General features: G+C 54.1%; 25 protein-coding genes. 11 read left to right on the top strand and 14 right to left on the bottom strand.

The features are described 5' to 3' along the window. Nucleotides 1-140: 140 nt before the first annotated feature. From KNP80_RS11580 to zapA, 6 genes are all read right to left on the bottom strand, one after another. A complete protein-coding gene (locus tag KNP80_RS11580) occupies nucleotides 141-599 on the bottom strand; it encodes a hypothetical protein (RefSeq protein WP_214719983.1) in 459 nt (152 codons plus the stop codon). A gap of 273 nt (nucleotides 600-872) precedes the next feature. Beyond that, entirely contained in the window at nucleotides 873-1289 is a 417-nt protein-coding gene (locus tag KNP80_RS11575; RefSeq protein ID WP_214834778.1) for a DUF350 domain-containing protein, read from the bottom strand. A gap of 7 nt (nucleotides 1290-1296) precedes the next feature. After that, nucleotides 1297-3651, bottom strand: a complete 2355-nt coding sequence (locus tag KNP80_RS11570; RefSeq protein WP_214834777.1) for an endonuclease MutS2 — start codon at nucleotides 3649-3651, stop codon at nucleotides 1297-1299. Next, nucleotides 3652-5361 carry a DNA polymerase/3'-5' exonuclease PolX gene (polX, locus tag KNP80_RS11565; RefSeq protein ID WP_214834776.1) on the bottom strand — a complete coding sequence of 570 codons (1710 nt, stop codon included), beginning with the start codon at nucleotides 5359-5361 and terminating at the stop codon, nucleotides 3652-3654. 69 nt (nucleotides 5362-5430) lie between these two features. After that, on the bottom strand, nucleotides 5431-5967 hold the full coding sequence (locus KNP80_RS11560; RefSeq protein ID WP_021066786.1) for a CvpA family protein: 537 nt from the start codon (nucleotides 5965-5967) through the stop codon (nucleotides 5431-5433). Between the two features lie 8 nt (nucleotides 5968-5975). Continuing rightward, complete coding sequence (zapA, locus tag KNP80_RS15840; protein ID WP_021066785.1) at nucleotides 5976-6197, bottom strand: cell division protein ZapA; 222 nt, start codon at nucleotides 6195-6197, stop codon at nucleotides 5976-5978. 211 nt (nucleotides 6198-6408) lie between these two features. On the opposite strand from zapA, the gene KNP80_RS11550 reads away from it, so the two are divergent. The 3 genes from KNP80_RS11550 to KNP80_RS11540 all read left to right on the top strand — a co-directional run bounded on the left by KNP80_RS11550 (nucleotide 6409) and on the right by KNP80_RS11540 (nucleotide 8804). Further along, on the top strand, nucleotides 6409-7623 hold the full coding sequence (locus tag KNP80_RS11550; protein ID WP_214834775.1) for a dicarboxylate/amino acid:cation symporter: 1215 nt from the start codon (nucleotides 6409-6411) through the stop codon (nucleotides 7621-7623). Between the two features lie 86 nt (nucleotides 7624-7709). After that, on the top strand, nucleotides 7710-8555 hold the full coding sequence (locus KNP80_RS11545) for a GNAT family N-acetyltransferase (protein WP_214719987.1): 846 nt from the start codon (nucleotides 7710-7712) through the stop codon (nucleotides 8553-8555). Nucleotides 8556-8597: 42 nt separating this feature from the next. Then, nucleotides 8598-8804: a hypothetical protein gene (locus KNP80_RS11540; RefSeq protein ID WP_214832495.1), complete on the top strand. Its 207-nt coding sequence runs from the start codon at nucleotides 8598-8600 to the stop codon at nucleotides 8802-8804. Nucleotides 8805-8837: 33 nt separating this feature from the next. Here the strand turns inward: KNP80_RS11540 and KNP80_RS11535 are convergent, their stop codons facing one another. Together KNP80_RS11535 and KNP80_RS11530 are read right to left on the bottom strand one after the other, a co-directional pair. Beyond that, nucleotides 8838-10139, bottom strand: a complete 1302-nt coding sequence (locus KNP80_RS11535) for a murein hydrolase activator EnvC family protein (RefSeq protein WP_214834774.1) — start codon at nucleotides 10137-10139, stop codon at nucleotides 8838-8840. Between the two features lie 290 nt (nucleotides 10140-10429). After that, nucleotides 10430-10951, bottom strand: coding sequence for a VanZ family protein (locus KNP80_RS11530; RefSeq protein WP_214719990.1), 522 nt, complete (start codon nucleotides 10949-10951; stop codon nucleotides 10430-10432). A gap of 163 nt (nucleotides 10952-11114) precedes the next feature. Here KNP80_RS11530 and KNP80_RS11525 point away from each other — a divergent pair, with 163 nt between their 5' ends. Continuing rightward, nucleotides 11115-11588, top strand: a complete 474-nt coding sequence (locus tag KNP80_RS11525) for a glutathione peroxidase (RefSeq protein ID WP_029595900.1) — start codon at nucleotides 11115-11117, stop codon at nucleotides 11586-11588. 44 nt (nucleotides 11589-11632) lie between these two features. Here the strand turns inward: KNP80_RS11525 and KNP80_RS11520 are convergent, their stop codons facing one another. Both KNP80_RS11520 and KNP80_RS11515 read right to left on the bottom strand, forming a co-directional pair. Continuing rightward, on the bottom strand, nucleotides 11633-12559 hold the full coding sequence (locus KNP80_RS11520) for a CAP domain-containing protein (protein ID WP_214834773.1): 927 nt from the start codon (nucleotides 12557-12559) through the stop codon (nucleotides 11633-11635). A 19-nt stretch (nucleotides 12560-12578) separates the two neighbouring features. Further along, a complete protein-coding gene (locus KNP80_RS11515; protein ID WP_214719992.1) occupies nucleotides 12579-13025 on the bottom strand; it encodes a MarR family winged helix-turn-helix transcriptional regulator in 447 nt (148 codons plus the stop codon). 118 nt (nucleotides 13026-13143) lie between these two features. On the opposite strand from KNP80_RS11515, the gene KNP80_RS11510 reads away from it, so the two are divergent. The 3 genes from KNP80_RS11510 (at nucleotide 13144) to KNP80_RS11500 (ending at nucleotide 15756) form a co-directional block, all read left to right on the top strand. After that, nucleotides 13144-13557, top strand: coding sequence for an organic hydroperoxide resistance protein (locus KNP80_RS11510; RefSeq protein WP_214828681.1), 414 nt, complete (start codon nucleotides 13144-13146; stop codon nucleotides 13555-13557). Nucleotides 13558-13651: 94 nt separating this feature from the next. After that, nucleotides 13652-14509: a metallophosphoesterase gene (locus KNP80_RS11505; protein ID WP_214719994.1), complete on the top strand. Its 858-nt coding sequence runs from the start codon at nucleotides 13652-13654 to the stop codon at nucleotides 14507-14509. Nucleotides 14510-14616: 107 nt separating this feature from the next. Further along, entirely contained in the window at nucleotides 14617-15756 is a 1140-nt protein-coding gene (locus KNP80_RS11500; RefSeq protein WP_058763103.1) for a zinc-dependent alcohol dehydrogenase, read from the top strand. Nucleotides 15757-15797: 41 nt separating this feature from the next. On the opposite strand, the gene KNP80_RS11495 is transcribed toward KNP80_RS11500, so the two are convergent. The 3 genes from KNP80_RS11495 to abc-f all read right to left on the bottom strand — a co-directional run bounded on the left by KNP80_RS11495 (nucleotide 15798) and on the right by abc-f (nucleotide 19307). Beyond that, entirely contained in the window at nucleotides 15798-16709 is a 912-nt protein-coding gene (locus KNP80_RS11495; RefSeq protein ID WP_214719995.1) for a cation diffusion facilitator family transporter, read from the bottom strand. Nucleotides 16710-16823: 114 nt separating this feature from the next. Beyond that, entirely contained in the window at nucleotides 16824-17600 is a 777-nt protein-coding gene (locus KNP80_RS11490; RefSeq protein WP_214832499.1) for a hypothetical protein, read from the bottom strand. A 12-nt stretch (nucleotides 17601-17612) separates the two neighbouring features. Beyond that, nucleotides 17613-19307: a ribosomal protection-like ABC-F family protein gene (gene abc-f, locus KNP80_RS11485; protein ID WP_214719997.1), complete on the bottom strand. Its 1695-nt coding sequence runs from the start codon at nucleotides 19305-19307 to the stop codon at nucleotides 17613-17615. A 363-nt stretch (nucleotides 19308-19670) separates the two neighbouring features. On the opposite strand from abc-f, the gene KNP80_RS11480 reads away from it, so the two are divergent. The 3 genes from KNP80_RS11480 to KNP80_RS11470 all read left to right on the top strand — a co-directional run bounded on the left by KNP80_RS11480 (nucleotide 19671) and on the right by KNP80_RS11470 (nucleotide 22105). Beyond that, nucleotides 19671-20582 carry an MBL fold metallo-hydrolase gene (locus tag KNP80_RS11480; RefSeq protein ID WP_214719998.1) on the top strand — a complete coding sequence of 304 codons (912 nt, stop codon included), beginning with the start codon at nucleotides 19671-19673 and terminating at the stop codon, nucleotides 20580-20582. 61 nt (nucleotides 20583-20643) lie between these two features. Next, complete coding sequence (locus KNP80_RS11475; RefSeq protein ID WP_214719999.1) at nucleotides 20644-21477, top strand: aldo/keto reductase; 834 nt, start codon at nucleotides 20644-20646, stop codon at nucleotides 21475-21477. 13 nt (nucleotides 21478-21490) lie between these two features. Further along, nucleotides 21491-22105 carry a PH domain-containing protein gene (locus tag KNP80_RS11470; RefSeq protein WP_021066768.1) on the top strand — a complete coding sequence of 205 codons (615 nt, stop codon included), beginning with the start codon at nucleotides 21491-21493 and terminating at the stop codon, nucleotides 22103-22105. A gap of 40 nt (nucleotides 22106-22145) precedes the next feature. On the opposite strand, the gene KNP80_RS11465 is transcribed toward KNP80_RS11470, so the two are convergent. Next, nucleotides 22146-22670, bottom strand: a complete 525-nt coding sequence (locus tag KNP80_RS11465) for a DUF1836 domain-containing protein (RefSeq protein ID WP_214720000.1) — start codon at nucleotides 22668-22670, stop codon at nucleotides 22146-22148. Nucleotides 22671-22794: 124 nt separating this feature from the next. Between KNP80_RS11465 and trhA the strand changes: the two genes are divergently transcribed. Continuing rightward, complete coding sequence (trhA, locus tag KNP80_RS11460) at nucleotides 22795-23439, top strand: PAQR family membrane homeostasis protein TrhA (RefSeq protein ID WP_029595912.1); 645 nt, start codon at nucleotides 22795-22797, stop codon at nucleotides 23437-23439. The last annotated feature ends 19 nt before the right edge of the window (nucleotides 23440-23458 follow it).

The following is a 23458-nucleotide window of genomic DNA, read 5'->3' as shown; positions in this document are numbered from 1 at the left end:
ATCCCATTCTATGTACAGCCTATGCATTGAAAGGTTATGCTTCTCTCTTCGTCTTCATCCATTTTACCATATGAGAATTGAAAGTAGAGAAAGGTGCAGGGATGAACTCTCGATTTGTACACTCGCTTCTTCTCCTTCGTTTATGCCTCGTCCACGACCTCGATGATGACGCCCGTATCCCCGACTTTCCCCAAGTCGAGCACGGTCGGATCTTCGTACGCCAAGACGTGAAACTCTTGTTCGAACGTTCGAATGACATAATGGGATAGTTCGCCTCTATACGTGTTGATCCGCTCCGTACCCATGTTCTCTGCGGCGAATCGTGTGAAGCGAGACGTCTTCAGTTTCACGATTGGGTAAGCATTACGTAGCCCTTCTTCATGTATACTATGGTCTTCGATTGTCCCGAGAAACACCGCATATTGCTCGAAACGGATCAGGATGCGGTCGCGCTCCTCGTCCCAAGTCAGCAACATTGTCGGGTCACTTGCCCCGCAAAACGTCCACTCGAGTGGATAATAGGTGACGCCCTTCATCTGGAACGACTCTGTCTCGAGCACATAGTCTTCCGTTGTCATCAAAAAATCTAAATCAATCACCATTCGTGCCTCCCCCAATTGATTCTTGTGATAAGTAAGTACCGCCTTCATTTTCTACCGATTGAGATGATTATAATTCAAATCAGATTTAACAATTGTCCAAAATTTAAATAGCAAGGATATGCGTTTTTTAGAAACCAATCAAAAAAGGAGCGCCCTTCTCGGACACTCCGCACTTCACTTCAATAAAAGATAAACCACAGTGCCGCTGCCACTAAAAAAAGGCCGGCCCCGATAAAGAGAATCTTTGCCAATCTCTCGTATACCATGTCTTCACCTCACCAACGCCGCGCCGACAACGAGAGAGACCCCAATCGAGAGCAGGAACGCCATCAGGCCGACGGCGATGTTCCCTTTCCCGATTTCCTCGTTCACTTTGAGCGACGGCGTCAAAAATTCGAATAGCCAATACGTCACCAACAAGAGCACGAAACCGAAGCTCCCGCCGACCAACACGTCCATCGTCTGGTCGTGATGGCTCTCGACGACGCGGAAGATGTTGGCGAGCCCGACGATTTTCCCGCCGGTCGCGAGTGCGACGGCGATATTGCCTTTTTGAATCTCGCGCCAATTGCTGTACGGCGTCGTCACCTCAAAGATGGCGAGACCGACGACAATCATGAGTCCGGCGATCGTATACAGGCCGAGCGACTCAAGCAATACGTTGATGTTCACATTCCCCATTACCATGTTCCCCTCACTTCAGTTCGACGACCGTGACACCGAGTCCGCCTTCACCCATCCCACCGGGGCGCTGACTCTTCACGTGACGATGTCCTTTCAGGTATTCCTGCGTCGCTTGGCGCATCGCCCCGGTCCCAAGACCGTGGATGATGCGGACGTTGTCGTACCCAGACACGAGTGCCTCGTCGATATATTTGTCGAGGCGGGAAAGCCCTTCTTCGACCCGGACGCCGCGCAAGTCGAGCTCCGACTTCGTCGAGCTCTGACGCTTGAGCGAGCTGCCTTTCGACTGGAGCGACTGCTCTTTCGAAGGTCCGATTTTTTGAAGGTCGTCCGCTTTGACGTTCACTTTCATAATCCCGACTTGGACGTTGTACTCGTTATCGTTCAATTGCTTCACGATATAGCCCTTTTGGTTGAACGTCGTCACTTTCACTTCTTCGCCTTTACTGAATGTACGTTTCTGTTGCGCTTTTTGTTTCACTTTTTGAATCTTTTTATCTTGGAGCGTCGGTTTCGCCGATTCGAGTTGCTTCTTCGCGGCGATAATTTCATGCTCTTTGACGATGCCTTCCTCACGAAGCTTCTTCAAGCGGTCGATGACTTCGTTCGCTTGGCGCTTCGCCTGCTCGACGGCTTTCTCGGCACGGGCCTCGGCCTCACCGTACATCGTGTCGCGCTCGCGTTCGAAATCGGTCAGTTTCGCCTCGAACGCTGCTTGCTCTTCTTCGAGGTCGTGGCGTTTGACGATGAGTTCTTTCTCGAGCTGTTCGGCGCGATGCTTGGCCGCCTCGAGCTCATTAATCATCGATTCGACCGACTCGGCGTCGGTGCCGACGTGGCTCCGCGCCTTGTCGATGACCTGTTCCGATAAGCCGAGACGTCGGCTAATCTCGAACGCGTTCGAACGTCCCGGGACGCCGATTAATAGACGATACGTCGGGCTGAGCGATTCGATATCGAACTCCATCGAGGCGTTCATGACGCCTTCCCGGTTATAGGCGTACGCCTTCAATTCCGAATAATGCGTCGTCGCCGCCACGCGGGCGCCACGACGTTTCACTTCGTCAAGGATGGCGATGGCAAGGGCCGCCCCTTCTTGCGGGTCGGTCCCGGCACCGAGCTCATCGAACAGGACGAGTGACATGAAGTCAATCTTGTCGAGCATGCTGACGATGTTCGTCATGTGCGAGCTGAACGTCGACAAGCTCTGCTCGATCGACTGCTCGTCACCGATGTCGGCGTAGATGGCGTCAAAGACGGACAGCTCCGTCCCGAATTCGGCCGGCACGTACAGACCTGACTGCACCATCAATTGGAGCAGTCCGAGCGTCTTGAGCGTGACCGTCTTCCCGCCGGTGTTCGGTCCCGTGATGACGAGCGATGTGAACGCCTCACCGAGTTCGACCGTGATCGGCACGACCTCGTCTTGCGGGATGAACGGATGGCGCGCCTGTTTCAACTTGATTTCGCGCTCGTCATTCAGTTTCGGTTCCGTCGCTTTGAGCTGATGACCGTAAGCGACTTTCGCGAACACGAAGTCGAGCGTGGCGAGCACGTCGAGGTTCGTCACGACCGAATCGGCGACACCGCCGACGAGGTCTGACAGTTCGCTCAAGATGCGGTCGATCTCGGCGCGCTCTTTCAAGCGGACTTCTTGAATCTCGTTGTTGATCGACACGATCGCCTGCGGCTCAATGAAGAGCGTCTGACCCGATGCCGATTGGTCGTGGACGATCCCGCCGAACGCTTGGCGGTACTCCATCTTGACCGGGACGACGTAACGGTCGTTCCGGATTGTGACGATGGCGTCTGACAGCATCTTCGCGTTGTTGCGGAGAATGTTGTCGATCCGTGAGCGGACGCTGCCTTCAAAGCTGCGGAGCTGAGTCCGGAGACCACGGAGACGGTCGCTCGCCGAGTCTTGGACCGTGCCTTGGTCGTCGATGGCGTGACGGATCGACTGTTCAACCTCGATCAGCTTCGTCAAGCGCTCGGCGTATTCGTCGAGGCGCGGGATGCGGAGGTCTTCATTATCCTTATGAAGCTTCTCGAAGAAGTTCTTCACTTGGCGCCCGCTGTACATGACGGCGGCGACGGCGAGCAGTTCGCTCGTCGAGAGGACCGAGCCGATGGCGGCCCGTTTCACTTCACTGCGGACGTCGGTCAGCCCACCGAGCGGGAGACGATCCCGGAGTCGGACGACCTCGGTCGCCTCACGGGTGACGTTCAAGTTCGACAATACCCGGTCGTACGTATAGTCGGGCTGCATGTTGAGCGCCCGTTCTTTGCCGAGCGAGCTCGCGGCGTGGGCAGCGAGCTGCTGGCGTAGTTTTTCATATTCTAAAACGCGTAACGCGTGATCCATCTAGCATGTTCCTTTCTGTCGCTTCGCGTCGATGAACGCCTTGGCGTCCTCGAACGAGAGGCAGTTGATGATGTCTGACGGTTCGAGATAGGCTTTCCGGGCGTGCAGGACGCCGAGTGCCATATCTTCCATCATATCAGGGTGGTGCGTGTCGGTGTTGATCATCAGTTTGACGCCGGCCGCCTTCGCTTTCTTCAGCGTCGAGGCCGTCAAATCGAGCCGGTTCGGGTTCGCGTTCAACTCGAGCGCCGTCCCCGTCTCTTTGGCGAGGGCGATCAAGCGCTCCTCATCGATCGGATAGCCGTCACGTCGCCCGATGAGGCGACCGGTCGGATGGGCGATGACGTTGACGTACGGCGAGCGGCAGGCGTTCTCGAGCCGGGCCATGATCTCGTCGACGGATTGGTCCATCTTCGAGTGAATCGAAGCGACGACGTAGTCGAGCGTCGCCAAGAACTCGGGCTCATAGTCGAGCGTCCCGTCCGGGCGGATGTCCATCTCGACACCGCGCAGGACGTGCATGTCGTGTTTCTTCGCGGCCTCAAGGATTTCTTCCCCTTGCGCCTCGAGCCGTTCCTCGGTCAAGCCGTTGACGAACGACATGTATTTGCCGTGGTCGGTGATGGCGATCCACTCGTAGCCGCGCGCTTTCATCGCCGCGACGAGCTCGTCGACCGTCAGCTTCCCGTCCGACCAGACCGTGTGCATATGGGCGTCGGCCTTGATTTCGTCGAGCGTCACGAGCTTCGAGATGTCGTGTTCGAACTCAAGATTCCCTGCCCGGAGCTCCGGCGGGATGAACGGCAGACCGTAGCGTTCGAACAGCTCGGCTTCCGTCTCCGGTTGCCAGAGGCCGTCCGCCGTCTCGACGCCATACTCGGAGATCGACTCGCCCTTCGCCTTGGCGAGCTGGCGCATGCGGACGTTATGGTCTTTCGAGCCGGTGAAGTGATGGAGCGTCGCAGCGAAAGCGCCCGGTTCGACCATGCGGAAGTCGACCGACACCATCTCCTCGCGCTCAAGGACGAGCGACACTTTCGTCTCGCCTGCCGCAATCACCTCGTTGATGAACGGGAGGGCGAGCAGCTTGTCACGGAGGGCGATAGGCTCTTCGGTCGCGATGATGAAGTCAAGGTCTTTACACGTCTCCTCGGCGCGGCGGAAACTGCCCCCGACCGAATGGCGCAAGACGAGCGGCTCGGCTTCAAGCACCGCTTCAATTTCTTCGACGACCGGACGCATCATGGCGTACGCGAGACGCTCCGGACGTGACTCGAGGTTCCGTGCCGCCGTGAGCAACTTCTCGACGCTCTTGGCGCCGAAGCCAGGCAGGCTCGCGGCCGTTCCGTCCTCTAATACGGTGATGAGCGTCTCGAGGTCGACGACGCCTACCTCACGGAGCTTGGCGAGCTTCTTGCCGCCGAGTCCTTGGATTTTGAGCAGTTTCATGAGACCGTACGGAATCTCTTCTTGGAGTGACTCGAGCACTTCACTGCGTCCCGTGTCCCGCCATTCTTCGAGGACGGCGGCCGTCCCTTTGCCAATCCCGGAGATTGTCGTCAAATCCTCGATGTCCTCGAGTTCGAGTTCCGTGTTCTCGAGCGCCGTCGCGGCTTTGCGGAAGGCGTTGATTTTGAACGGGTTCTCCCCTTTAATCTCCATATATTGCGCGATTTTTTCTAGCAGCATCATCGCTTCGACTTTATTCATCGTGCTTCCCCCTTTTCCATACAGAAAAGGCCGAGACACAAGCACTAGCTTGCATTCCGGCCTGTCGTGTTACAACATCTTATTCGAGAACCATTCAGAGAGATATGGCGTATCTTGAATGATGTACGTCGCAAGCGACGAGTTGTCGACGGCGCTCTGGACGCTTGCCATCGGTACGAACGCGATGACCCACAAAATAAAGAACGTGATCACGTACGCCTCGAAGAACCCGAGGACTGCTCCGATAATTCCTTTTAATTGACGCAAGATCGGCAAGTCCGTCAAGAAGTCAAGCATAGATAGGATGAGATGCAAGACGAGCTTCGTGATGACGAACAAGACGACGAACCAGAAGACGTTATAAAACGTCATCTCGAGTCCTGTCAGTGCGTTTAAATCGATGACACCTTCCGGAAGCGACCCATCGAGTTGCGACGGGTATGGAATCCATAGCTTGAACGCTTCGGCGAGATCACGGTAGTAGGCATTCGCGACGAGGAAACTGATGATGAGCGCGACCCAATGGCCGAGCTGCAAAATCGCCCCGCGGCGGAATCCGTTGATGATCCCGATGAACAAGAAAAACAGTATAAGTAGAGTAACCATAAAGTGATTTATTCTCCCGTATTTCGTTTAGTTTTGACGTGATCACTCGCGATTTGGATAGCGGCGAGCACCGCTGCCTGACGAGCGTCTAGATGAGGGGACTGTTCACGAATCTCACGGATCTTGCTATCGACCAGAAAGCCCACTTCCCTCACATGATCGGCCGGCTCTTCGCTGACGATCGTATAGTCCTGACCCGCGATATGAATCGTTGTTCGTTGTACCTGCACGCGTCACCCCTCCTTTACGTCTATTCAAAATTAATCATAACATCGTTTGTATATTAGGAAAAGAAGAAGGTCCCTCCCTTTTCCACTCCAACATTTTGTGATACCCTATTTCAAAGTTGTCAAACGTCAATCTTCGTTAAAAAATGAAAGATAGGGTGGCAACACCGCATGAAATGTGCGAAAATAGCAACAATTCAAACATTAAGAGAGGATGATTTATTTGAAATTACGCATTGGCCTTCTAGGTCGCATCATCATCGCTATCGCATTCGGGATTTTACTCGGTAGCATCGTACCAGAAAGCCAGAACTGGATTGTCCGGACGTTCGTCACGTTCAACACGGTCTTTGGACAGTTCCTAGGCTTCGCCATCCCACTCATCATTCTCGCCTTCATCATTCCAGGAATCGGGGAACTTGGAAAAGGCGCCGGGAAATTGGTCGGTTTGACGGCCGCCATCGCCTACATCTCGACAATCGTTGCTGGGACGCTCGCTTACTTCACGACGAGCAACTTGTTCCCGCAAATCTTGTCACGCAGCACGGCCTCTGCAGAAAACCCGGAAGAAGCTCTTTTGAAAAGCTTCATGGAGTTCGAGATTCCACCGCTATTCGGCGTCATGACGGCGCTCATTCTCGCCTTCGTCATCGGCATCGGGATTGCCGCCATCGAAAGCAAGCGCTCGCTCGATTTGGCCATGGATTTCCGCGATATCATTGAACTACTCATCAGCAAAGTCATCATTCCACTATTACCGATTCACATCGCCGGAATTTTCATGAACATGACGTATGCCGGACAAGTCGCTGAGATTCTCTCGGTATTCTCGCTCGTCTTCGTCACGATCATCGTCCTTCACTTGACGATGCTCTTGATTCAATACTCAGTCGCAGGTGCTCTCAACAAAGAAAACCCACTTCGTCTCTTGAAGACGATGATGCCGGCTTACTTCACAGCCATCGGGACACAGTCGTCAGCGGCGACAATCCCGGTCACACTTCGTCAGGCGAAAGCGAACAACACGGACGAAGGCGTCGCCAACTTCGTGGTGCCGCTCTGTGCGACCATCCACTTGTCAGGGTCGACAATCACGCTCACATCGGTCGGTGTCGCCCTCATGTACTTGAACGGCATGCCGATGTCATTCGCGATCGTGCTCCCGTTCATCCTCGCCCTCGGCGTCACGATGATCGCAGCACCAGGCGTACCAGGTGGAGCCGTCATGGCCTCGCTCGGTTTGTTCGGTTCGATGCTCGGATTCAGCGAAACGATGCTCAGTCTTGTCATCGCCCTCTACTTGGCACAAGATAGCTTCGGTACGGCGACAAACGTCACGGGAGACGGCGCCATCGCCAAAATCGTTCATTACTTCAAACGCAACACCAACATTTTGGATGACGCAAAAGAACGCGAAGAAATCGCGTAATCTCATCTATAATTTGATAGAATGAAAAAAACGGGCAAGCCATCAGGTTTGCCCGTTTCGTATACATACGATGAAAGGGTGTTCATATGGAACTGATTCGTTGGAACGACCTATCCGGATTTGCAGAACGTGTCATGCCCCACCTGCTCGAACATGAGGCCGAGAACAGCTTGATGATTGGCGTGCTCGATGCCATCAAACAAGGCCGATACGAGTCGTATCATCAACTCACCGTCGAAGATGACGGTGATGTGCTCGCGATCCTGCAAGTAACTCCGCCCCATCCGCTCAACTATGTGCTCGTGAAGCATGAGCGAGAGGATGACGTCCTTCGTCTGCTCGTACCTGAACTATTAAATGGTGATATCCCATTCACCGAGGTCGTCTCGCAAGCTGATCTAGCGATGAATTTCTACACGCTCTGGTACATCCTGACGGCGCGAGAGCCGAAAGTCTTCATGGAGCAAGGTCTGTATCGTCTTGATCGTGTCAACGACATCCCGCTGTCGGAAGGGTCGATGCGACGGGCGACCAAGGACGATGAGGCATTCCTCGTGAAGGCGTATAACGCGTTCGAAAAGGATACCGGTTTACCGGTATCGTCGAAGGCAAACGCGACACAAAAGATTGCGACGATGCTCGAGAATCAAGAAGTGTACGTCTGGGAAGTCGACGGCAAGGTCGTCTCGTGCGCGAAGAAATCGCGTGAGACCGCGAACGGCGTCACTGTCTCGTTCGTCTACACGCCAAAAGCGTTGCGCAAGCGCGGCTATGCCCGCTCGCTCGTCGCCGAGCTGAGCCGGGAGCTCTTGACGTCGAAACAATATTGTACGCTCTATACGGATTTGAGCAACCCGACATCGAACAAGATTTACAAAGAAGTCGGCTATCAAAAAATCTTCACCTCGGCGTGGATTCGATTGCCTAGCTGATTTGATGCGCCTCCCCTATACTGTAGGTGGAGGCGATTTTTGATGAACAGATTATTCGGTTGGTGGCTCCGCATCCCGCGCCGGGTACGGTTGACCGCCTTGACGGTCGTTACGTTCGCTGTGCTCGGCCATATGGTGTTTCTCGGAGGCCAGAGCATGCTCGACGACCCGAACTGGGACACGCTCTGGCTGAGCGTCATCGGCGCCGCCCTGCTGACCTTTATCGCGTACAAGGCAACAAAAAAGTGATCGACGCGTTCGTCGATCACTTTTTGTATAGGCTTAGAAGAATGAAGCTGGGTTGACCGTGCTGCCCGCGCTCGAAGATGAGTACGAGTAACCACCACGGTGGATTTCGAAGTGCAAGTGTGAGCCAGTCGAGTTCCCTGTGCTACCCATGCCGCCGATGTGTTGACCTTGTGTCACACGTTGGCCGGCCGATACCGATACCGAGCTCATGTGTGCGTATACAGTCGTCCAAACTTGACCGTTCAAGACGTGCGTGATGATGACGTGGTTCCCGTAAGCACCACCCCATCCAGCTGTCGTGACCGTACCTGTTTGTGCTGCGTTGATCGGTGTGCCGACCGGTGCTGCGATATCAAGTCCGTTGTGGAACGAGTAGCCGTTCGCACCGCTTGCCGCACCCCATCCTTGTGAGAGACGACCGTTTGCCGGACGTTGGAACATACCGCCGCTCGCTGGCACAGATGCCGCTGCCGAAGCTGTCGGTGTGCTTGCCGCGCTAGAGCCTGTGTTTGATGCTTGTTGTTTCTTCGCAGCCGCTGCTGCCGCTGCCGCACGTTTCGCTTCTTCAGCCGCACGACGCTGTGCTTCCATTTCAGCCTTGATGGCTTTCTCTTGTGCTTTGAGTGTCGACTCCATTTCTTGGAGGCTCATCAATTTCGATTCGAACTTCACTTTCTCAGCGTTGAGTTTCTTAATCTTCGCTGCGCGCTCTTTCATTTTTTGATTGAGCGTCTTTTGACGTTGTTCGAGTTCTTCTTTTTGTCTCACGAGAGCATCGCGCTCGGCTTTTAATTCAGCTTGCGCTGCAGCCAATTTTTCTTTCGTCGCTTGATACTCTTCGAAGATTTGTTTGTCGTTCTCTTGAATCGTACCCGCCGTGATCATGCGAGTAAGCAAGTCACCGAAGTCTTTCGATCCGAAGATGAACTCTGCCCAGTCGATCGAGCCGCCGCCATTTTTTTGCATCGTGGCCATGCGCTCTTTCATGAGCTCTTCTTGCGCCTTCATTTTTGCTTCATATTGTTTAATCTGCTTTTGGAGGGCTGCAATTTTTTGTTGTGTCGCACGAATCTCAGCTTTCTTTTGCGCGACGTCGTTGATGACGTCTTGGAGTTCAGCGTCTAACTTGTTGATTTCTTGCTGCTCTTTGCTGATTGCCTGTTCACGTTTTTGGATCGAGGCGTTCGCTTTGCTCTGTTCACTGTTATTCTGTTGTTGCTGCTGTTGCACCTTTTTCTGCTTGTCTGTAAGTGACGCTGCATAGCCAGGTGTCGTGCCGCTAATGAGAAGAGCTCCTAAAGTGACGGTTGCTGCAAGTTTCTTCAAGTTAACCAATGTGCTTCCCTCCGCTGAGTTCTCTGAATTTCTATATAATATAGATCGCATAAATTATAAATTAATAGGCGAAATTCGATATCGCTCTGAGACTCATTATAGCAATCTAAACCTAAAGTTATTTTACACTTATATTTCATTCCCGTTACATTGACCTGTTTTAGGTTTTATCCGTTAAAAAATGGGGGTATAAAGGGCTTTTGCAATTTTGCTTGTCACACAAACGTTATAAATCAAAAAGAAAAGCCCTTCATGAAAGCGCTTTTCAAATAACTACCTATACGATTTTTTTACCACCTCGGAGTTACGAATCCCGATCGTGACCGTTTATGACGTCCTTGTTTGAACAGCAGAAACCCGCCGATGAGGAGGATGCCACAGGCGGCACCAAAACTGTCGAGCAAGACGTCTTGGATGAGCGGCGTTCGCTCGGGCGTCAAACTTTGATGAAACTCATCGAAGATGGCGACCGTGTTCGCAAGTGCCCAGGCGAACAATAGTGTCAGCCCAGGATGGAGTCGCGTGCGCGATGCCGCTTTGACGAGAAGTGCCCCGAGCGCGAAGAAGACGGTGAAGTGCGCCGCTTTCCGAATCAAGAACTCAATCAAACCGACGCTGCCTTTCGCCTCGAGTGATACCGGTCCTCCAGCATACTCGAAATCGACGGTCGAGAGGACAGGTTCGGCCCACGTCCAATTGATGCGTTCGAGCGGTGAGACGATGCTTTGGTCCGAATACGGGGTCGCGCTCGAGAAGAATAAGCCAATCAGGATCAAACCGATCCATATAAATTCATTTTTCAATATGTACATGACACCTTTCCTTTCTACAACGAGTCTCATTATACGCCGTCCAATCCATTTCATTGTAACAACGACTTCATCATTTCATGACAATTTGATTGCGAACAACCGGTTCAAAGTCGTGTCTTGAAATCGCGATTGGTATAATGAAAAGAAAAAAGGGGGAATCAACATGATCTATCAATATGAAGCAGCCGACATGAGCGGCAAGCTCCAACCGCTATCCAAATACGAAGGTGACGTCCTATTAATCGTCAACACGGCGAGCAAGTGCGGCTTCACCCCGCAACTCGACGGGCTCGAGAAATTATATGAACGTTATCAGGGCCAAGGGTTCCATATCCTCGGCTTCCCATGCAACCAGTTCGGCAATCAAGACCCGGGGTCAAACGAGGAAATCAGCGAGTTCTGTCAATTGAACTACGGCGTGACGTTCCCGATGTTCGCCAAAGTAGACGTGAACGGCAAAGACGCCCACCCACTCTTTCAATACTTATCGAAAGAAGCACCCGGCCTGCTCGGTTCGAAGACAATCAAGTGGAACTTCACGAAGTTCCTCGTCGACCGGAACGGCAATGTCATCGAACGGTTCTCGCCGCAAACGACGCCGGATGAAATCGAGACGGCCGTCAAACGTCTCTTATAAGTAAAAGGATGGTCCGCCGCAATCCGGCAGGCCATCCTTTTTTATTAGCGTGGTGTGATGAAATTGATCGTATAGAACGGGCTCGACTCCTCATTGTAGACGAGACCGACCGACACGTGCGTGAAGCCATCTTTCAAGATGTTCTCCCGGTGGCCGAGAGAATTCATCAGACCCCAGTGGGCGTGAAAGACGCTCATCTGCCCCATCGCCAAGTTCTCGCCGGCGAGGGAGTAAGCGATACCGGCCTCGTTCATCCGCTCGAACGGGTCGCGGCCCTCGGGGTCGGTATGGCTGAAGAAGTTGTTCCGGGCCATGTTCTCACTATGGGCGCGCACGACCGGTAACAACGGCTCATAGTCAGCGAGTGCTGACAGTCCGAACTTCTGGCGGTCCCAGTTCATGAGCATCCGCATCAATTGTTCGTTCGCGACGAGATTGTCTTCCGATACGTCACCGTAATAGCCGTCACTCGACTCCTCGACGTCCCGGTCTACCGTGAGCACGGCTTTCAGCTTGTCTTCGTCGTGCTGATCGAAGAACAGCGTCACGTAGTCATTATCAATCGAATAGACGTTGAACGACGGGTCGTCCGGAATCAAATAGCGTTTCAATCCTTTATTGTATGACTTGACCTCATCGAAACCGATTTGCTCGACTTGTTGTCGTGTCGTTTCGCCCACGATGAGCCCTTCAAAGATACTGCCCGTCTCGAACTGATACTGGCCTTGCTTCGATCCGTCAGCATCGATCAACTCGAGGCTACGGTCGCCGCTCTTCTCGAGCAAGTACCAGTCGTGCCCGGCATATTGGCTCGTGAAGCGCGGGGCGTCGGTCGAGCGTTCTTGCTGCTCCTCCGCCACTTCCGTCGACTTCACTTGAATGCTCGTCGGCGCCGACACGTTCGGCACTTCAAATTTCCAGGCCGCATACATGCCGATTGCGAGCAATAAAATCACTAGTTTACGAAACATCGCGTCTCCTTTCGAAAACCTACTCCTCTCGCTCACCGAATGCACGCAAGCGCACCTTGATATCGATGAGCATCTCCATATAAGCGATATACGTCGCTTGATCTATATTCAGCATACCACTCACTTTGAGCGGTACCTCTTCGGCCTGCTCACGCAGTGCGCTCCCGGACGGCGTGAGTGACAAGAGGACACGACGCTCGTCGTCGGTCGCCCGCACTTTCTCCACGTAATCGAGTTGCATGAGCCGCTTGACGAGCGGTGACAACGTGCCCGAATCGAGCGTGAGTCGCTCCCCGAGCTGTTTCAAATCAATATTGTCCTCTTCCCACAAGACGAGCATGACCAAGTACTGGCTATATGTCAGGTTTAACGGCGCCAAAATTGGGCGATATAGTCTTGTAAGCTCTTTTGAAGCGGTATAGAGCTGAAAACAGATCTGATGCTCTAATGTTAATGAACTTTTCATAAAATTTCCTCCGGTTATAGTCTTAGGACAAGCATATCATTTGCTTATCTGTTTGACTGCCCTATAATTAGATTGTGCACAACTTAATTGCCTAAAAACGAAATGGAGGAATTGAATCATGAAACCATTATTCACAGCTTCTGCAACTGCAATCGGTGGCCGCGAAGGTCGCGTCACATCGACGGACGGCGTCATCGACTTGAACGTATCAATGCCTGGCTCAAAACACGCGGACGAAGCGACGAACCCGGAGCAACTCTTCGCAGCAGGTTACGCGGCATGTTTCGGTAGCGCCTTGAACCTCGTCATCGGCAAAGAACGTATTAAAACAGACGGCACGAACGTCACAGGACACGTGACGCTCAACCAAGACGATGAAGGTTTCTTCATCTCGGTCGAACTCGAAGTCGAAATCAAAGGTGTCGATCAAGCGACGGCGGAACGTCTTGTCGAAGCGGCACACCAAGTTTGCCCGTACTCGAAAGCGATACGCGGCAACGTCGACGTCAAGTTGACTGCCAAAGCAGCATAATTCGATGGCCCGCTTCCGAGCGGGCTTTTTTTGCGTCCGGAGCATCAACAGAGTAAACTGAAGAAACGAACGATTCATCGAGAGGAGGCGGACGATGTTCAAAGGCAAACGTAAATATGTGACGATCGGCGTCGGAGTCGCGTTCCTCCTCGCCGCTTTCTATAACGGACTGACCGTCCGGAACTACGCGATCGAGTCGGACAAGCTCGCGTCGGGACAATCGTTCCGGGTCGTCCTATTGTCCGATTTGCACGGCTATTCGTACGGGGACGACCAACGCGTCTTAATCGACAAAGTGCGGGAACAGGAACCGGATTTGATCGCCCTTCCCGGCGATATCCTCGACCGCTTCCGCTCACCCGATGCCTCCTTCGAATTGATTGAAGGGCTGCAGGGCATCGCGCCGATGTATTTCGTGACCGGCAACCACGAGATTGACGGCTCTGACGACTTTGTCCGTCACGACGTCAAAGACGTGTTCCGCTCCTACGGCGTGACGGTGCTCGAGAATGAGACGGCCTCAGTCAACGTCAACGGGGTCGATCTCCTCGTCGGTGGGCTCGAAGACCCGCTCCGGACGTATACCGAAAATATTCAGGCGAGCTGGGAAGAGACGGCCTTGACCTCGCTCGGCGATGTCGACACCGAGACGGCGTTCAGCCTGCTCTTGTCACACCGGGCCGAACAAGTCGAGACATACGCCGCCCTGCCGTTCGACCTCGTCCTGTCAGGCCATGCCCACGGCGGGCAGGTTCGCATCCCCTATTTATTGAACGGACTGTACGCGCCGGACCAGGGCTTCTTCCCGAAGTATGCCGGCGGCCTGTACGAACACGAGTCGTTCACCCACGTCATCGGGCGCGGTTTCAACTATAGCGTCAGCGTACCGCGCGTATTCAACCCACCGGAGATCGTCGTCATCGACGTCACTGGGACCGGGGCTCCTCAGTGAGTCCCTTTTCCTATTTTCCCCAAAAATCGGATTCGCATGCGTGCGGGAGGGGTACAGTACTCTTGTTGTGACTTACTTGTTTTTGAAAAAAGGGAGGAAGTGGACAAATGCGTGCTGTCACCTATCAAGGAGCGAAGAACATCGAAGTGAAAGACGTGAAAGACCCAGAGATTGAGAATCGGGAAGAGATTATCGTCAAAATCACCTCGACGGCCATCTGCGGATCAGATTTGCACATCTACTTAGGCAACATGCCGACCCGACATGGCTACGTCATCGGGCACGAACCGATGGGCATCGTCGAGGAAGTCGGACCTGACGTGACGAAAGTGAAAAAAGGCGACCGGGTCGTCTTACCGTTCAACGTCTCGTGCGGCCATTGTTTCTATTGCGAGAACGAGATGGAGAGTCAGTGTGACAATTCGAACCACGCCCCGCATACGGACGCGGGCGGCTATTTCGGATTCACCGAGCAGTTCGGGAACCATCCTGGGGGGCAGGCCGAATATTTGAAAGTGCCTTACGGCAACTTCATGCCGCTCGTCATTCCCGAATCGTGCGAACTCGACGACGAAGCACTCCTCTTCCTCTCCGACGTCATCCCGACCGCTTGGTGGAGTTTGGACAGTTCCGGGATGAAAGCCGGCGACACGGTCGTCGTCCTCGGTTCGGGACCGGTCGGACTAATGACACAAAAGCTCGCCTGGGTGCGTGGTGCGAAACGCGTCATCGCCGTCGACCCGGAATTGTATCGCTTGAACCGAGCCAAATTGTCGAACAACGTTGAGACCGTTCTCATGAAAGACCCGATTGATACGGGCAAATACATTTATGAGATCACGAACGGCGGTGCTGACGTCGTCATCGACTGTGTCGGCTTCGACGGCAAAATGTCTCCAATCGAGAAAGTAGAGCAAAAGTTGATGGTTCAAGGCGGCACGCTCAGCGCCATCAAAGTCGCCAAAGAAGCGGTCCGGAAGTTCGGGACGGTTCAATTGACCGGGATTTATGCGATGAACTATAACCAGTTCCCGCTCGGCGACTTCTTCACCCGTAACGTAAGCATCCGGACGGGACAAGCACCGGTCATCCACTACATGCCCGAGCTGTTCCAGATGATCGTCGACAAGAAGTTCGATCCGACCGACATCATCACGCACCGCTTGCCGCTCGAACAGGCGGCCGACGCATACAAAATCTTTAACGATCATTTGGACGACTGCGTCAAAGTCGTCTTGAAGCCATAACAAAAGCGGTCCCCGACTTCTGTCAGGGACCGCTTCTTCGTTTACCAAATCGTTCGTTTCTCACAACATTGCGCTTCCCGTTCGATTTGAACGGTTGAACGCTCGAACGTGGCGAATTGACGGATTCGTTCCGTCACATCATGCAAGACGCGCTGGTCGTCCGTGTCGGACTCGATTAAGACGTGACACGTGACAGCGAGTTCGTTCGATGAAATCGACCAGACGTGCAAGTCATGGACTTCTTTGACACCGTCAATACCTCCGAGCTCCCGTTGCATCGCCACGACGTCGACTTGGTCAGGTGTCCCTTCCATCAAGATGTGAATCGCCTCCCGCGTCACCCGGTAGCCGCTGACCAAGATGAGCACGGCGACGAACAGGCTCGCGATCGGATCGGCGAGCGTCCAGCCGAACGCCATAATCAACACGGCCGCGGTGATGGCCCCGACCGAGCCGAGCAAATCGCCGAACACGTGCAACAACGCACTGCGGACGTTCAAGTTGTCACGCTCGCCCCGCATGAGCAGCCACGCCGCGAGCACGTTGACAAGTAGCCCGATGATCGCGACCGTGAGCATGCCGCCGCTTAAAATCTCTGGCGGTGCGAACAAGCGTTGATACGCCTCGATGATGATATAGATGGAAATGACGAGCAACGTCAAGCCGTTGACGAACGCCGCCAAAATCTCGAAGCGTCGATAGCCGAACGTCCGCTCCGGCGTCGCTTGGCGTGCCCCGAACCGGACAGCGAGGAAACTGAGCCCGAGTGCCGCCGCGTCGCTGAGCATATGGCCCGCGTCCGACAACAGCGCCAAACTGTTCGTCCAGATTCCGCCGATGACCTCGACGACCATAAACGTCGCAATCAGGACGAACGACCAGAATAATGCCCGTTGGTTCGTCGTATGATGATGATGATGGTCGTCCCCGTGATGTTCGTGATGTGCGCCCATATTGTCGCCCCCTCTCTCTACTAGTTTATACCTTCCACCCCTAACATTCAAACGTTCATTTGAATGAATACATAAAAACAATCGCCGAAAGGGATGTCCTCTCGACGATTGTCGTTATTTCTGTTCGAGCCGGACCCGCATGACACCGTCATATGGGAACAACTTCAACTGGCGAGTCTCGCCCTCATACCAACTGCCGGCGTTTTGACTGCTCGTCGCTGTCACATCAGGCGTCGCGACCGCTTGTCGGTCCCAGTCGATTGCCCGCACTTGCTGGTCACGTACCATCAAGAAGAAGCCGTCATAGAAATGGTATTCGTTCACTTGGTCACGCTGGACCGCTTTCGGGGCACCGAGTGTGGCCCGGACACTGTCGATGTCTTGGCCGAGCACTTCGAGTGTCGCTTCATCAGCAGTCGGGACGACGGTTTTCCATGCCGCGGTCACATCGTCATCGGAAATGCTCGTCGCTTCTCCCGTCACTTGTGCTTCCGTCACCCATCCGGTCGTCTGCTCGTTCAATTGGAGCTTGACGAAACCACTGACGGCCTCGAGCTGTTCGAACCGGTCACCGAGGTCGGCCTCATAAATGACCGTCGCGCGGTCGTCGGCGAACACTTTCGTATAAGGTGCCGCGATATAGACGTACGTTCCCGCTGACTCGTCGGCCTCCGCTTCCGGCTCGTCTCCTTCTGTCGCCTCTGATTCATTATTGACCGACTCGGTCGCGATGTCGTCTGTCTCCGGCAACGCCGAGTTCTTCGTATCCATGAGGGCCGCGAAGGCGATGACGCCGACGAGTGAAGCAATCAATGCGATGACCGTCGCCGTTTGCCATAACCGCTTCCGCTTCCGTGATGCGGCCCGTGATGCCCGAACTTCTTCTTTCATATGATTCCACCCCTATTTGTTTCGTCTATTCTGTTCGGATTCGGCAAGGGGGATGCCGTTTCCTGCCTCGTCGAAGAAAATATGCGGTTCGCTCGTCAATGTCTCAAGCGTCTGGAGCGTCGCGTCAACGTCGACCGGCTTTGTATCTCCGGACTCGAGCACGCGTACCGTCTCCCCAAGCTCGATCGTCCGGTCCGTCAAGCGGTGGAACGTCCGGTCATGCGAGATGAGAATCAATCCGCCTCGATACACCTCGAGCGCGGCCTCGATTTGCTCCCGTGTGGCCACGTCCAAATAGTTCGTCGGCTCATCGAGGGCGAGCAGGTCCGCGTCCGAGAAGTACAAGATGAGGAAGGCGATGCGGCACTTCTCACCCATGCTCGCCTCTCGGATCGGCTTATACACCTCATCGCGGCGGAACAAGAAATGGGCGAGCAGCGTCCGCGCCTCCGTCTCGGTGATGTCACTTTCGGCCAGGAGCGCCTCGAGCAACGTTCCTTCGGCCGGTAATCGGGCGAGCGTCTGTGAGAAGTAACCGATTTTCAGTTTCGGATGACGCTTGATATCCCCTGCCTCCGGTGCGAGTTCGCCAATCAATAGTTTCAACAGCGTCGTCTTCCCGCTCCCGTTCGGTCCGACGATGGAGATGCGGTCAACCCGGTTCACCGTGAGCGAGAGTCGTTCAAAGAGGGGTTCGTCGTAACCGAACGAGATGTCGTCGACCGCAATCCACGTCTTCGCCTCGAGTGGGTCGGCTTGGAAGCGGACCGAGATATGGGCCGCATCTTTCGGACGCTCAGGTCGCGTCCCTTCGAGCTGTTCGAGTTTACGTTCCCGGGCCTTCATCTTGATGGCAAGGTTCGCCGCGCCTTTTTGAGCGCCTGGACTTCGCACGCTCGCCGTCGCTTTCGCTTTTAAATGCCAGCCCTTATATTGGGCGATCATATCGAGCAACTCCGACTTCCGCGCCATGTAGCGGGCATGGGCTCGCTCGTCGCGTACCAGTTCCTCAGCCTTCTGATGTTTATACGCCGTGTAGTTGCCCGGATAGCGGACGATGGTCCCCTCATGCAGCTCGAGGATGACGGTCGCGACGTCATCGATGAATTGACGATCGTGGGAGATGGCGAGCACCGTCCCCGAAAACTCGTTCACCCAGCGTGTCAGCCACTCGATCGAGTCCAAATCGAGATGGTTCGTCGGCTCGTCGAGCAGGACGATGTCGACGTGTCGCATCGTGAGACGGGCGAGTTGGACCCGTGTCTGTTCACCGCCGCTCAAATCGCGGAGTCGGCTCGCGTCATGTCCGTCAAGACCAAGTCGTTTGAGTGCTTGTCTCGCCTCAAGCTCGAGCGCGAAGGCGTCAACCGCGAGTGCTTCGTCATACGCTTCGAGCACGCGCGCCGAATCACCTGATGTGACGGCAAGGTAGAGATTGTAGCGCGCCAAGTCGCCTTGCATGACGTAGTCGAGCGCGGTCTCTTCTCCATCAAACACCGTCTGTTCGACGACACCGATCGTGCCCAAGACGTCAATCGAACCTGACTGTGGGGCCAGTTCACCTATGAGCAGCTTGAATAGCGTCGTCTTGCCGGACCCGTTCTGGCCGAACAAGACGGCCCGTTCGCCTGCAGCGACGTCGAACGAGACATTGTCGAATAAGGGTTGCCGGTCGTGGTCGAACCGGACTTGCTTCATACTTAACATATTGTTTCACCTCGCTAGTTTGTCTGATACGCGATGAAACAAAAAACACCATCCGCAACGTGCGGTGGTGTGAAGAGATCCGGTCAAGCGGAAAGAAGGGTCACCCCCGTAGCCTGAAATTGGACACACTTCACCCGTGACTGTTCGTGCGAACAGTGATGATTCGTTTCATCAGTTGAGTGAGTGTGACTTTTTCATGGCACGCGGTACCTTCCTTTCCTAAGTTACTGTCACCGTACCAAATTGAAAGCGGATTCGCAAGAGCCGGACCACAATCTCCCATTTTTTCTACACCTTCCGGCGGATGCGGGGGCGTCGGTCGAGCGGTATGATTAAACCATCTTAGATGATGAGGTGACTGTTATGCGATTACGAAACCTGCTCGTCCCGAGCGCCGTCTTGGCGAGTGTCGGTACGTTCTTATATACCCGATTGAAACGAAGACTGCCTCGACCGGCCTTCAAAGTCCCGACGGTCAAACCAGACCTCGCCTCGTTCGATGAGACGATGGTCAGTGCCACCTGGGTCGGCCATTCGACCGTGCTCATCTATTGGTACGGATTAAAAATTTTGACGGATCCGGTTTTCTCGAAGCGAATCGGCGTCCACGTCGGGCCGGTCACGTTCGGGATGAAACGTCATACCGCCCCTGCCCTCTCGATTGAGGAAATTGGGCACGTCGACGTCATCCTGCTCAGCCACGCCCATATGGACCACTTCGATCATAAGAGTCTGAAACGACTGATCACCCGCGACACGGTCGTCATCTCGGCCCCGGGCACGAGCAAGCTGTTACGTAAATACCCGAGCCTGCAGACGCTCGAGATGCATCCGCACGACAAGCTGACGCTCGCGAACGGGCTTCACGTCCAAGCCATTCCCGTCGCCCACTGGGGCAATCGTTTCCCGTGGGACAAACATATGGGCTATAACGGCTACGTCTTGAAATATAAAGGCGTCCGCATGTTGTTCGCCGGGGATACGGCGTTCACCGAGTCGTTCAACGGGCTCGCGAACAAAGAACCGATCGACCTCGCTTTCTTCCCAATCGGGGCCTATCAACCGGAGTCGTTCGAGGAAGCCCACTGCACGCCAGAACAGGCATGGACGATGTTCAAACAGAGCGGCGCGAAACGTTTCTTCCCGATGCATTGGGACACGTTCGTCTTATCGTACGAACCGGTCGAGGAGCCGTATGAGCGACTCGTCGCCGCTGCCAAGCTCGAACGTGACCAAATCGTGATCAAGTCCCACGGTGAAAGCATTCGGCTGTAGCTTTCGCTTTCACTTCCGTGCGATTTTCGGTAACGTAAGAGTTGAGAGGGAGGGAATCAATATGGAATGGACAACACTCAACAATGATGTGAAACTGCCGATGCTCGGGCTCGGCGTGTACAAAGTGGAAGACGGGGCGGTCACGGTCGAAACGGTCAAAGCAGCGCTTGACGCGGGCTATCGATTGATCGACACGGCCGCTATCTATCAGAATGAGGAGAGCGTCGGCCAAGCGATTCGCGAATCCGGCGTCCCGAGGGAAGACATCTTCGTGACGACAAAACTGTGGAACGAGTTCCACGGCTATGACGAGGCGCTCCAAGCGTTCCAAGACAGCCTCGACCGGCTCGATCTCGAGTACGTCGACTTGTTCTTGATTCACTGGCCGATGCCGCGCTTCGGTAAATTCGTCGAGACGTATAAGGCGCTCGAACAGTTGTATGAAGAAGGCAAGGTCCGGGCCATCGGGGTCTCGAACTTCGAGGTCAGCCACCTTGAACAGATCATCCAGTCGTGCTCGATCGTCCCGGCGGTGAACCAAGTCGAGATCCACCCATACTTGTCCCAAAAAGAATTAATCGCGTTCTGCCAGCGGTACGATATTCAAATCCAGGCGTGGAGCCCGCTCATGAAAGGGCGCGAGGCGCTTGAGGATCCGGTCATCGCCGAGATCGCGTCCAAGCACGGGAAATCACCGGCTCAAGTCATCCTGCGTTGGCACTTACAGAACGGTGTGGCCGTCATCCCGAAATCGGTCACGCCGAGTCGAATTCGTGAGAATATAGAGGTGTTCGACTTCACGTTGACGAAAGAAGAGATGCACGCGATCGACGGACTCAACCGAAACGAGCGGACCGGGTCTGACCCGAACGAGATGCACAAAATCCACTACTGAGGAGAGATTTGACATGTTCAAAAAACTAGCTTCTGATTTGACGGGCTTCAGCGATATCGGCGAAGTCATCGACCCGAAAGATTTCGATAAGGCGGATTCGGACGATTACGTCCTCCATGAGGATAACGAGAAGATTTACTTCTTAATCAAGTCGAAATCGGACGAGTACTGCTTCACGAACTTGGCGATGATTCACCTCGACGGAACGAGCGCGATGAGTTCGAAACGCGTCTTGTATCGCTATCCATACGCCCACTTCCCATTGAATAACGTCATGTTCGAGACGGCCGGCACGGTCGACATGGACGTCGAGATCAAATTCACCATCGGCGACAAGCCGTATTCGATTGACGTGAACAAGAAACAAATCGAGCATGTGAAAGACTTGTACAAATCGCTCCTCGCCATCGCCGAGAAACAACGCGAAGGCCGTAAGATGATGGAATACGCCAACGCCTCGCTCACGCATTCGGTGTCGATTTTGAGCGGGCTTCGTCAAGGCGATATGAATGTCGCCTCGACGTTCAAGGAATTGAATGAACAGAGCTTCGACTGGCTTAAAGGTCACTATCACGAGTGGAACCGCAAAGATTTCGGTGACGTGTTCGAGAAGTACATCAACAACTAATGAAAAATGGCCCACGATTCAGACGAATCGTAGGCCATTTTTAATTGCTTTCATCAATCAATTGTTCGGCGAGCCGTTGGAACAAGTGGCTCATATGGACGGCCGAGGCGATGGCGAGCGACTGTTGGATGCCGTTCGTCTCGTTCGTGCGCACGTTGGCGAGGAGCGTCTCGGCTTGTGCCTCGAACGCCTGCATGTTCTGTTCTTTCTGCACCTGGTACGCGTCATAGAAGTCCTCGAGCGAGAAGCCCTCGTCCGACTCGTTCAGCGGCCGGAGCGTCTCTTTGATGTCATTGATTGAGAGCAATCCTTTCATCTCGTAAATCAGGCTGAGCAACATCAAGTGCTCGTTCGTGTACTTCTTGTTTTTGACGGGATGGAACAGCTTACCTTTGGCGTAGTTGTTGATCATTGTCTTCGTCAAAATTGTCTCATCGTCACTCCGTTTCATCTTGCCGTAATGTTGCTCGAACAGCTGGATGACTTGGTCCATATATAAGTCGATCGTCGGGAGCACCTGCTTCGGGAGCGTCCCTTCCGTCTTTACAATTTCATGCGGTTTCATTGGATCACCTCCCCTTTAGTATACGGACAAACCGGATTTGTCGAAACAAAAACCTTGTCGTTCTGACGTATACAGCTTATCATGTAGTTATGGATACTACATGACGTGATAAGGAGTGTTTTACATGAATTCGATTTTTCGGGAACCGATTAACGCACTGACCCACTTGGCCGGTGCCGTGCTCGCGTTCGTCGCGTTGATTGCGATGACGGTGAAAGCGTCACTGCTCGGCGAGCCGCTCGCCATCATGGCTGCGATTTTGTTTGGCATTAGCCTCGTCTTTCTCTATTTGTCGTCCGGCCTCTACCACAGCATCATCGCCTCGCCGAACGTCATCGCCTTCTTCCGGAGAATCGATCATGCAATGATTTACGCCTTGATTGCCGGTACGTACGCCCCACTCACATTGCTTGCGCTCGAAGGGCCGACGCGTTGGGTGTTGTTCGGCACCGTCCACGCGCTCGCCTTGTTCGGGATCATCTTCAAGCTTGTCTGGTTCCACGCACCACGCTTCTTGTCGACAGCGCTCTATATCGGCATGGGCTGGTTATCGGTGTTTTTCATCGGACCGCTTCATGACGTCATCGGCAACGCCGGCATCTTCTGGCTCATCCTCGGTGGCGTCATGTACACGATTGGCGGGCTCATCTACGGCTTCAAGCCGAAGTTCGTCAACTGGCGCGGTTGGGGCTTCCACGAGGTGTTCCATTTGTTCATCTTGTTCGGCAGTTTCGCCCATTTCGTCTGCGTGTTCTGGTACGTCTTCTAAGTCCTCCTTGCGAGGGCTT

This window comes from Exiguobacterium sp. E4787 (assembly GCF_018618375.1).
GTDB lineage: Bacteria > Bacillota > Bacilli > Exiguobacteriales > Exiguobacteriaceae > Exiguobacterium > Exiguobacterium chiriqhucha.
This window is presented reverse-complemented; position numbering and strand designations above follow the sequence as displayed.

Excerpts from the sequence above, each read along its gene's own strand:
- KNP80_RS11480 (WP_214719998.1), top strand. The coding sequence starts at position 19,671 with ATGCGATTACGAAACCTGCTCGTCCCGAGCGCCGTCTTGGCGAGTGTC.
- KNP80_RS11560 (WP_021066786.1), bottom strand. The coding sequence starts at position 5,967 with ATGGTTACTCTACTTATACTGTTTTTCTTGTTCATCGGGATCATCAAC.
- KNP80_RS11510 (WP_214828681.1), top strand. The coding sequence starts at position 13,144 with ATGAAACCATTATTCACAGCTTCTGCAACTGCAATCGGTGGCCGCGAA.
- KNP80_RS11575 (WP_214834778.1), bottom strand. The coding sequence starts at position 1,289 with ATGGTAATGGGGAATGTGAACATCAACGTATTGCTTGAGTCGCTCGGC.
- KNP80_RS11495 (WP_214719995.1), bottom strand. The coding sequence starts at position 16,709 with ATGGGCGCACATCACGAACATCACGGGGACGACCATCATCATCATCAT.
- abc-f (WP_214719997.1), bottom strand. The coding sequence starts at position 19,307 with ATGTTAAGTATGAAGCAAGTCCGGTTCGACCACGACCGGCAACCCTTA.
- KNP80_RS11465 (WP_214720000.1), bottom strand. The coding sequence starts at position 22,670 with ATGAAACCGCATGAAATTGTAAAGACGGAAGGGACGCTCCCGAAGCAG.
- KNP80_RS11570 (WP_214834777.1), bottom strand. The coding sequence starts at position 3,651 with ATGGATCACGCGTTACGCGTTTTAGAATATGAAAAACTACGCCAGCAG.
- KNP80_RS11490 (WP_214832499.1), bottom strand. The coding sequence starts at position 17,600 with ATGAAAGAAGAAGTTCGGGCATCACGGGCCGCATCACGGAAGCGGAAG.
- KNP80_RS11525 (WP_029595900.1), top strand. The coding sequence starts at position 11,115 with ATGATCTATCAATATGAAGCAGCCGACATGAGCGGCAAGCTCCAACCG.
- polX (WP_214834776.1), bottom strand. The coding sequence starts at position 5,361 with ATGAATAAAGTCGAAGCGATGATGCTGCTAGAAAAAATCGCGCAATAT.
- KNP80_RS11520 (WP_214834773.1), bottom strand. The coding sequence starts at position 12,559 with ATGTTTCGTAAACTAGTGATTTTATTGCTCGCAATCGGCATGTATGCG.
- KNP80_RS11540 (WP_214832495.1), top strand. The coding sequence starts at position 8,598 with ATGAACAGATTATTCGGTTGGTGGCTCCGCATCCCGCGCCGGGTACGG.
- trhA (WP_029595912.1), top strand. The coding sequence starts at position 22,795 with ATGAATTCGATTTTTCGGGAACCGATTAACGCACTGACCCACTTGGCC.
- KNP80_RS11470 (WP_021066768.1), top strand. The coding sequence starts at position 21,491 with ATGTTCAAAAAACTAGCTTCTGATTTGACGGGCTTCAGCGATATCGGC.
- KNP80_RS11505 (WP_214719994.1), top strand. The coding sequence starts at position 13,652 with ATGTTCAAAGGCAAACGTAAATATGTGACGATCGGCGTCGGAGTCGCG.
- KNP80_RS11530 (WP_214719990.1), bottom strand. The coding sequence starts at position 10,951 with ATGTACATATTGAAAAATGAATTTATATGGATCGGTTTGATCCTGATT.
- KNP80_RS11475 (WP_214719999.1), top strand. The coding sequence starts at position 20,644 with ATGGAATGGACAACACTCAACAATGATGTGAAACTGCCGATGCTCGGG.
- KNP80_RS11500 (WP_058763103.1), top strand. The coding sequence starts at position 14,617 with ATGCGTGCTGTCACCTATCAAGGAGCGAAGAACATCGAAGTGAAAGAC.
- KNP80_RS11550 (WP_214834775.1), top strand. The coding sequence starts at position 6,409 with ATGATTTATTTGAAATTACGCATTGGCCTTCTAGGTCGCATCATCATC.
- KNP80_RS11515 (WP_214719992.1), bottom strand. The coding sequence starts at position 13,025 with ATGAAAAGTTCATTAACATTAGAGCATCAGATCTGTTTTCAGCTCTAT.
- KNP80_RS11545 (WP_214719987.1), top strand. The coding sequence starts at position 7,710 with ATGGAACTGATTCGTTGGAACGACCTATCCGGATTTGCAGAACGTGTC.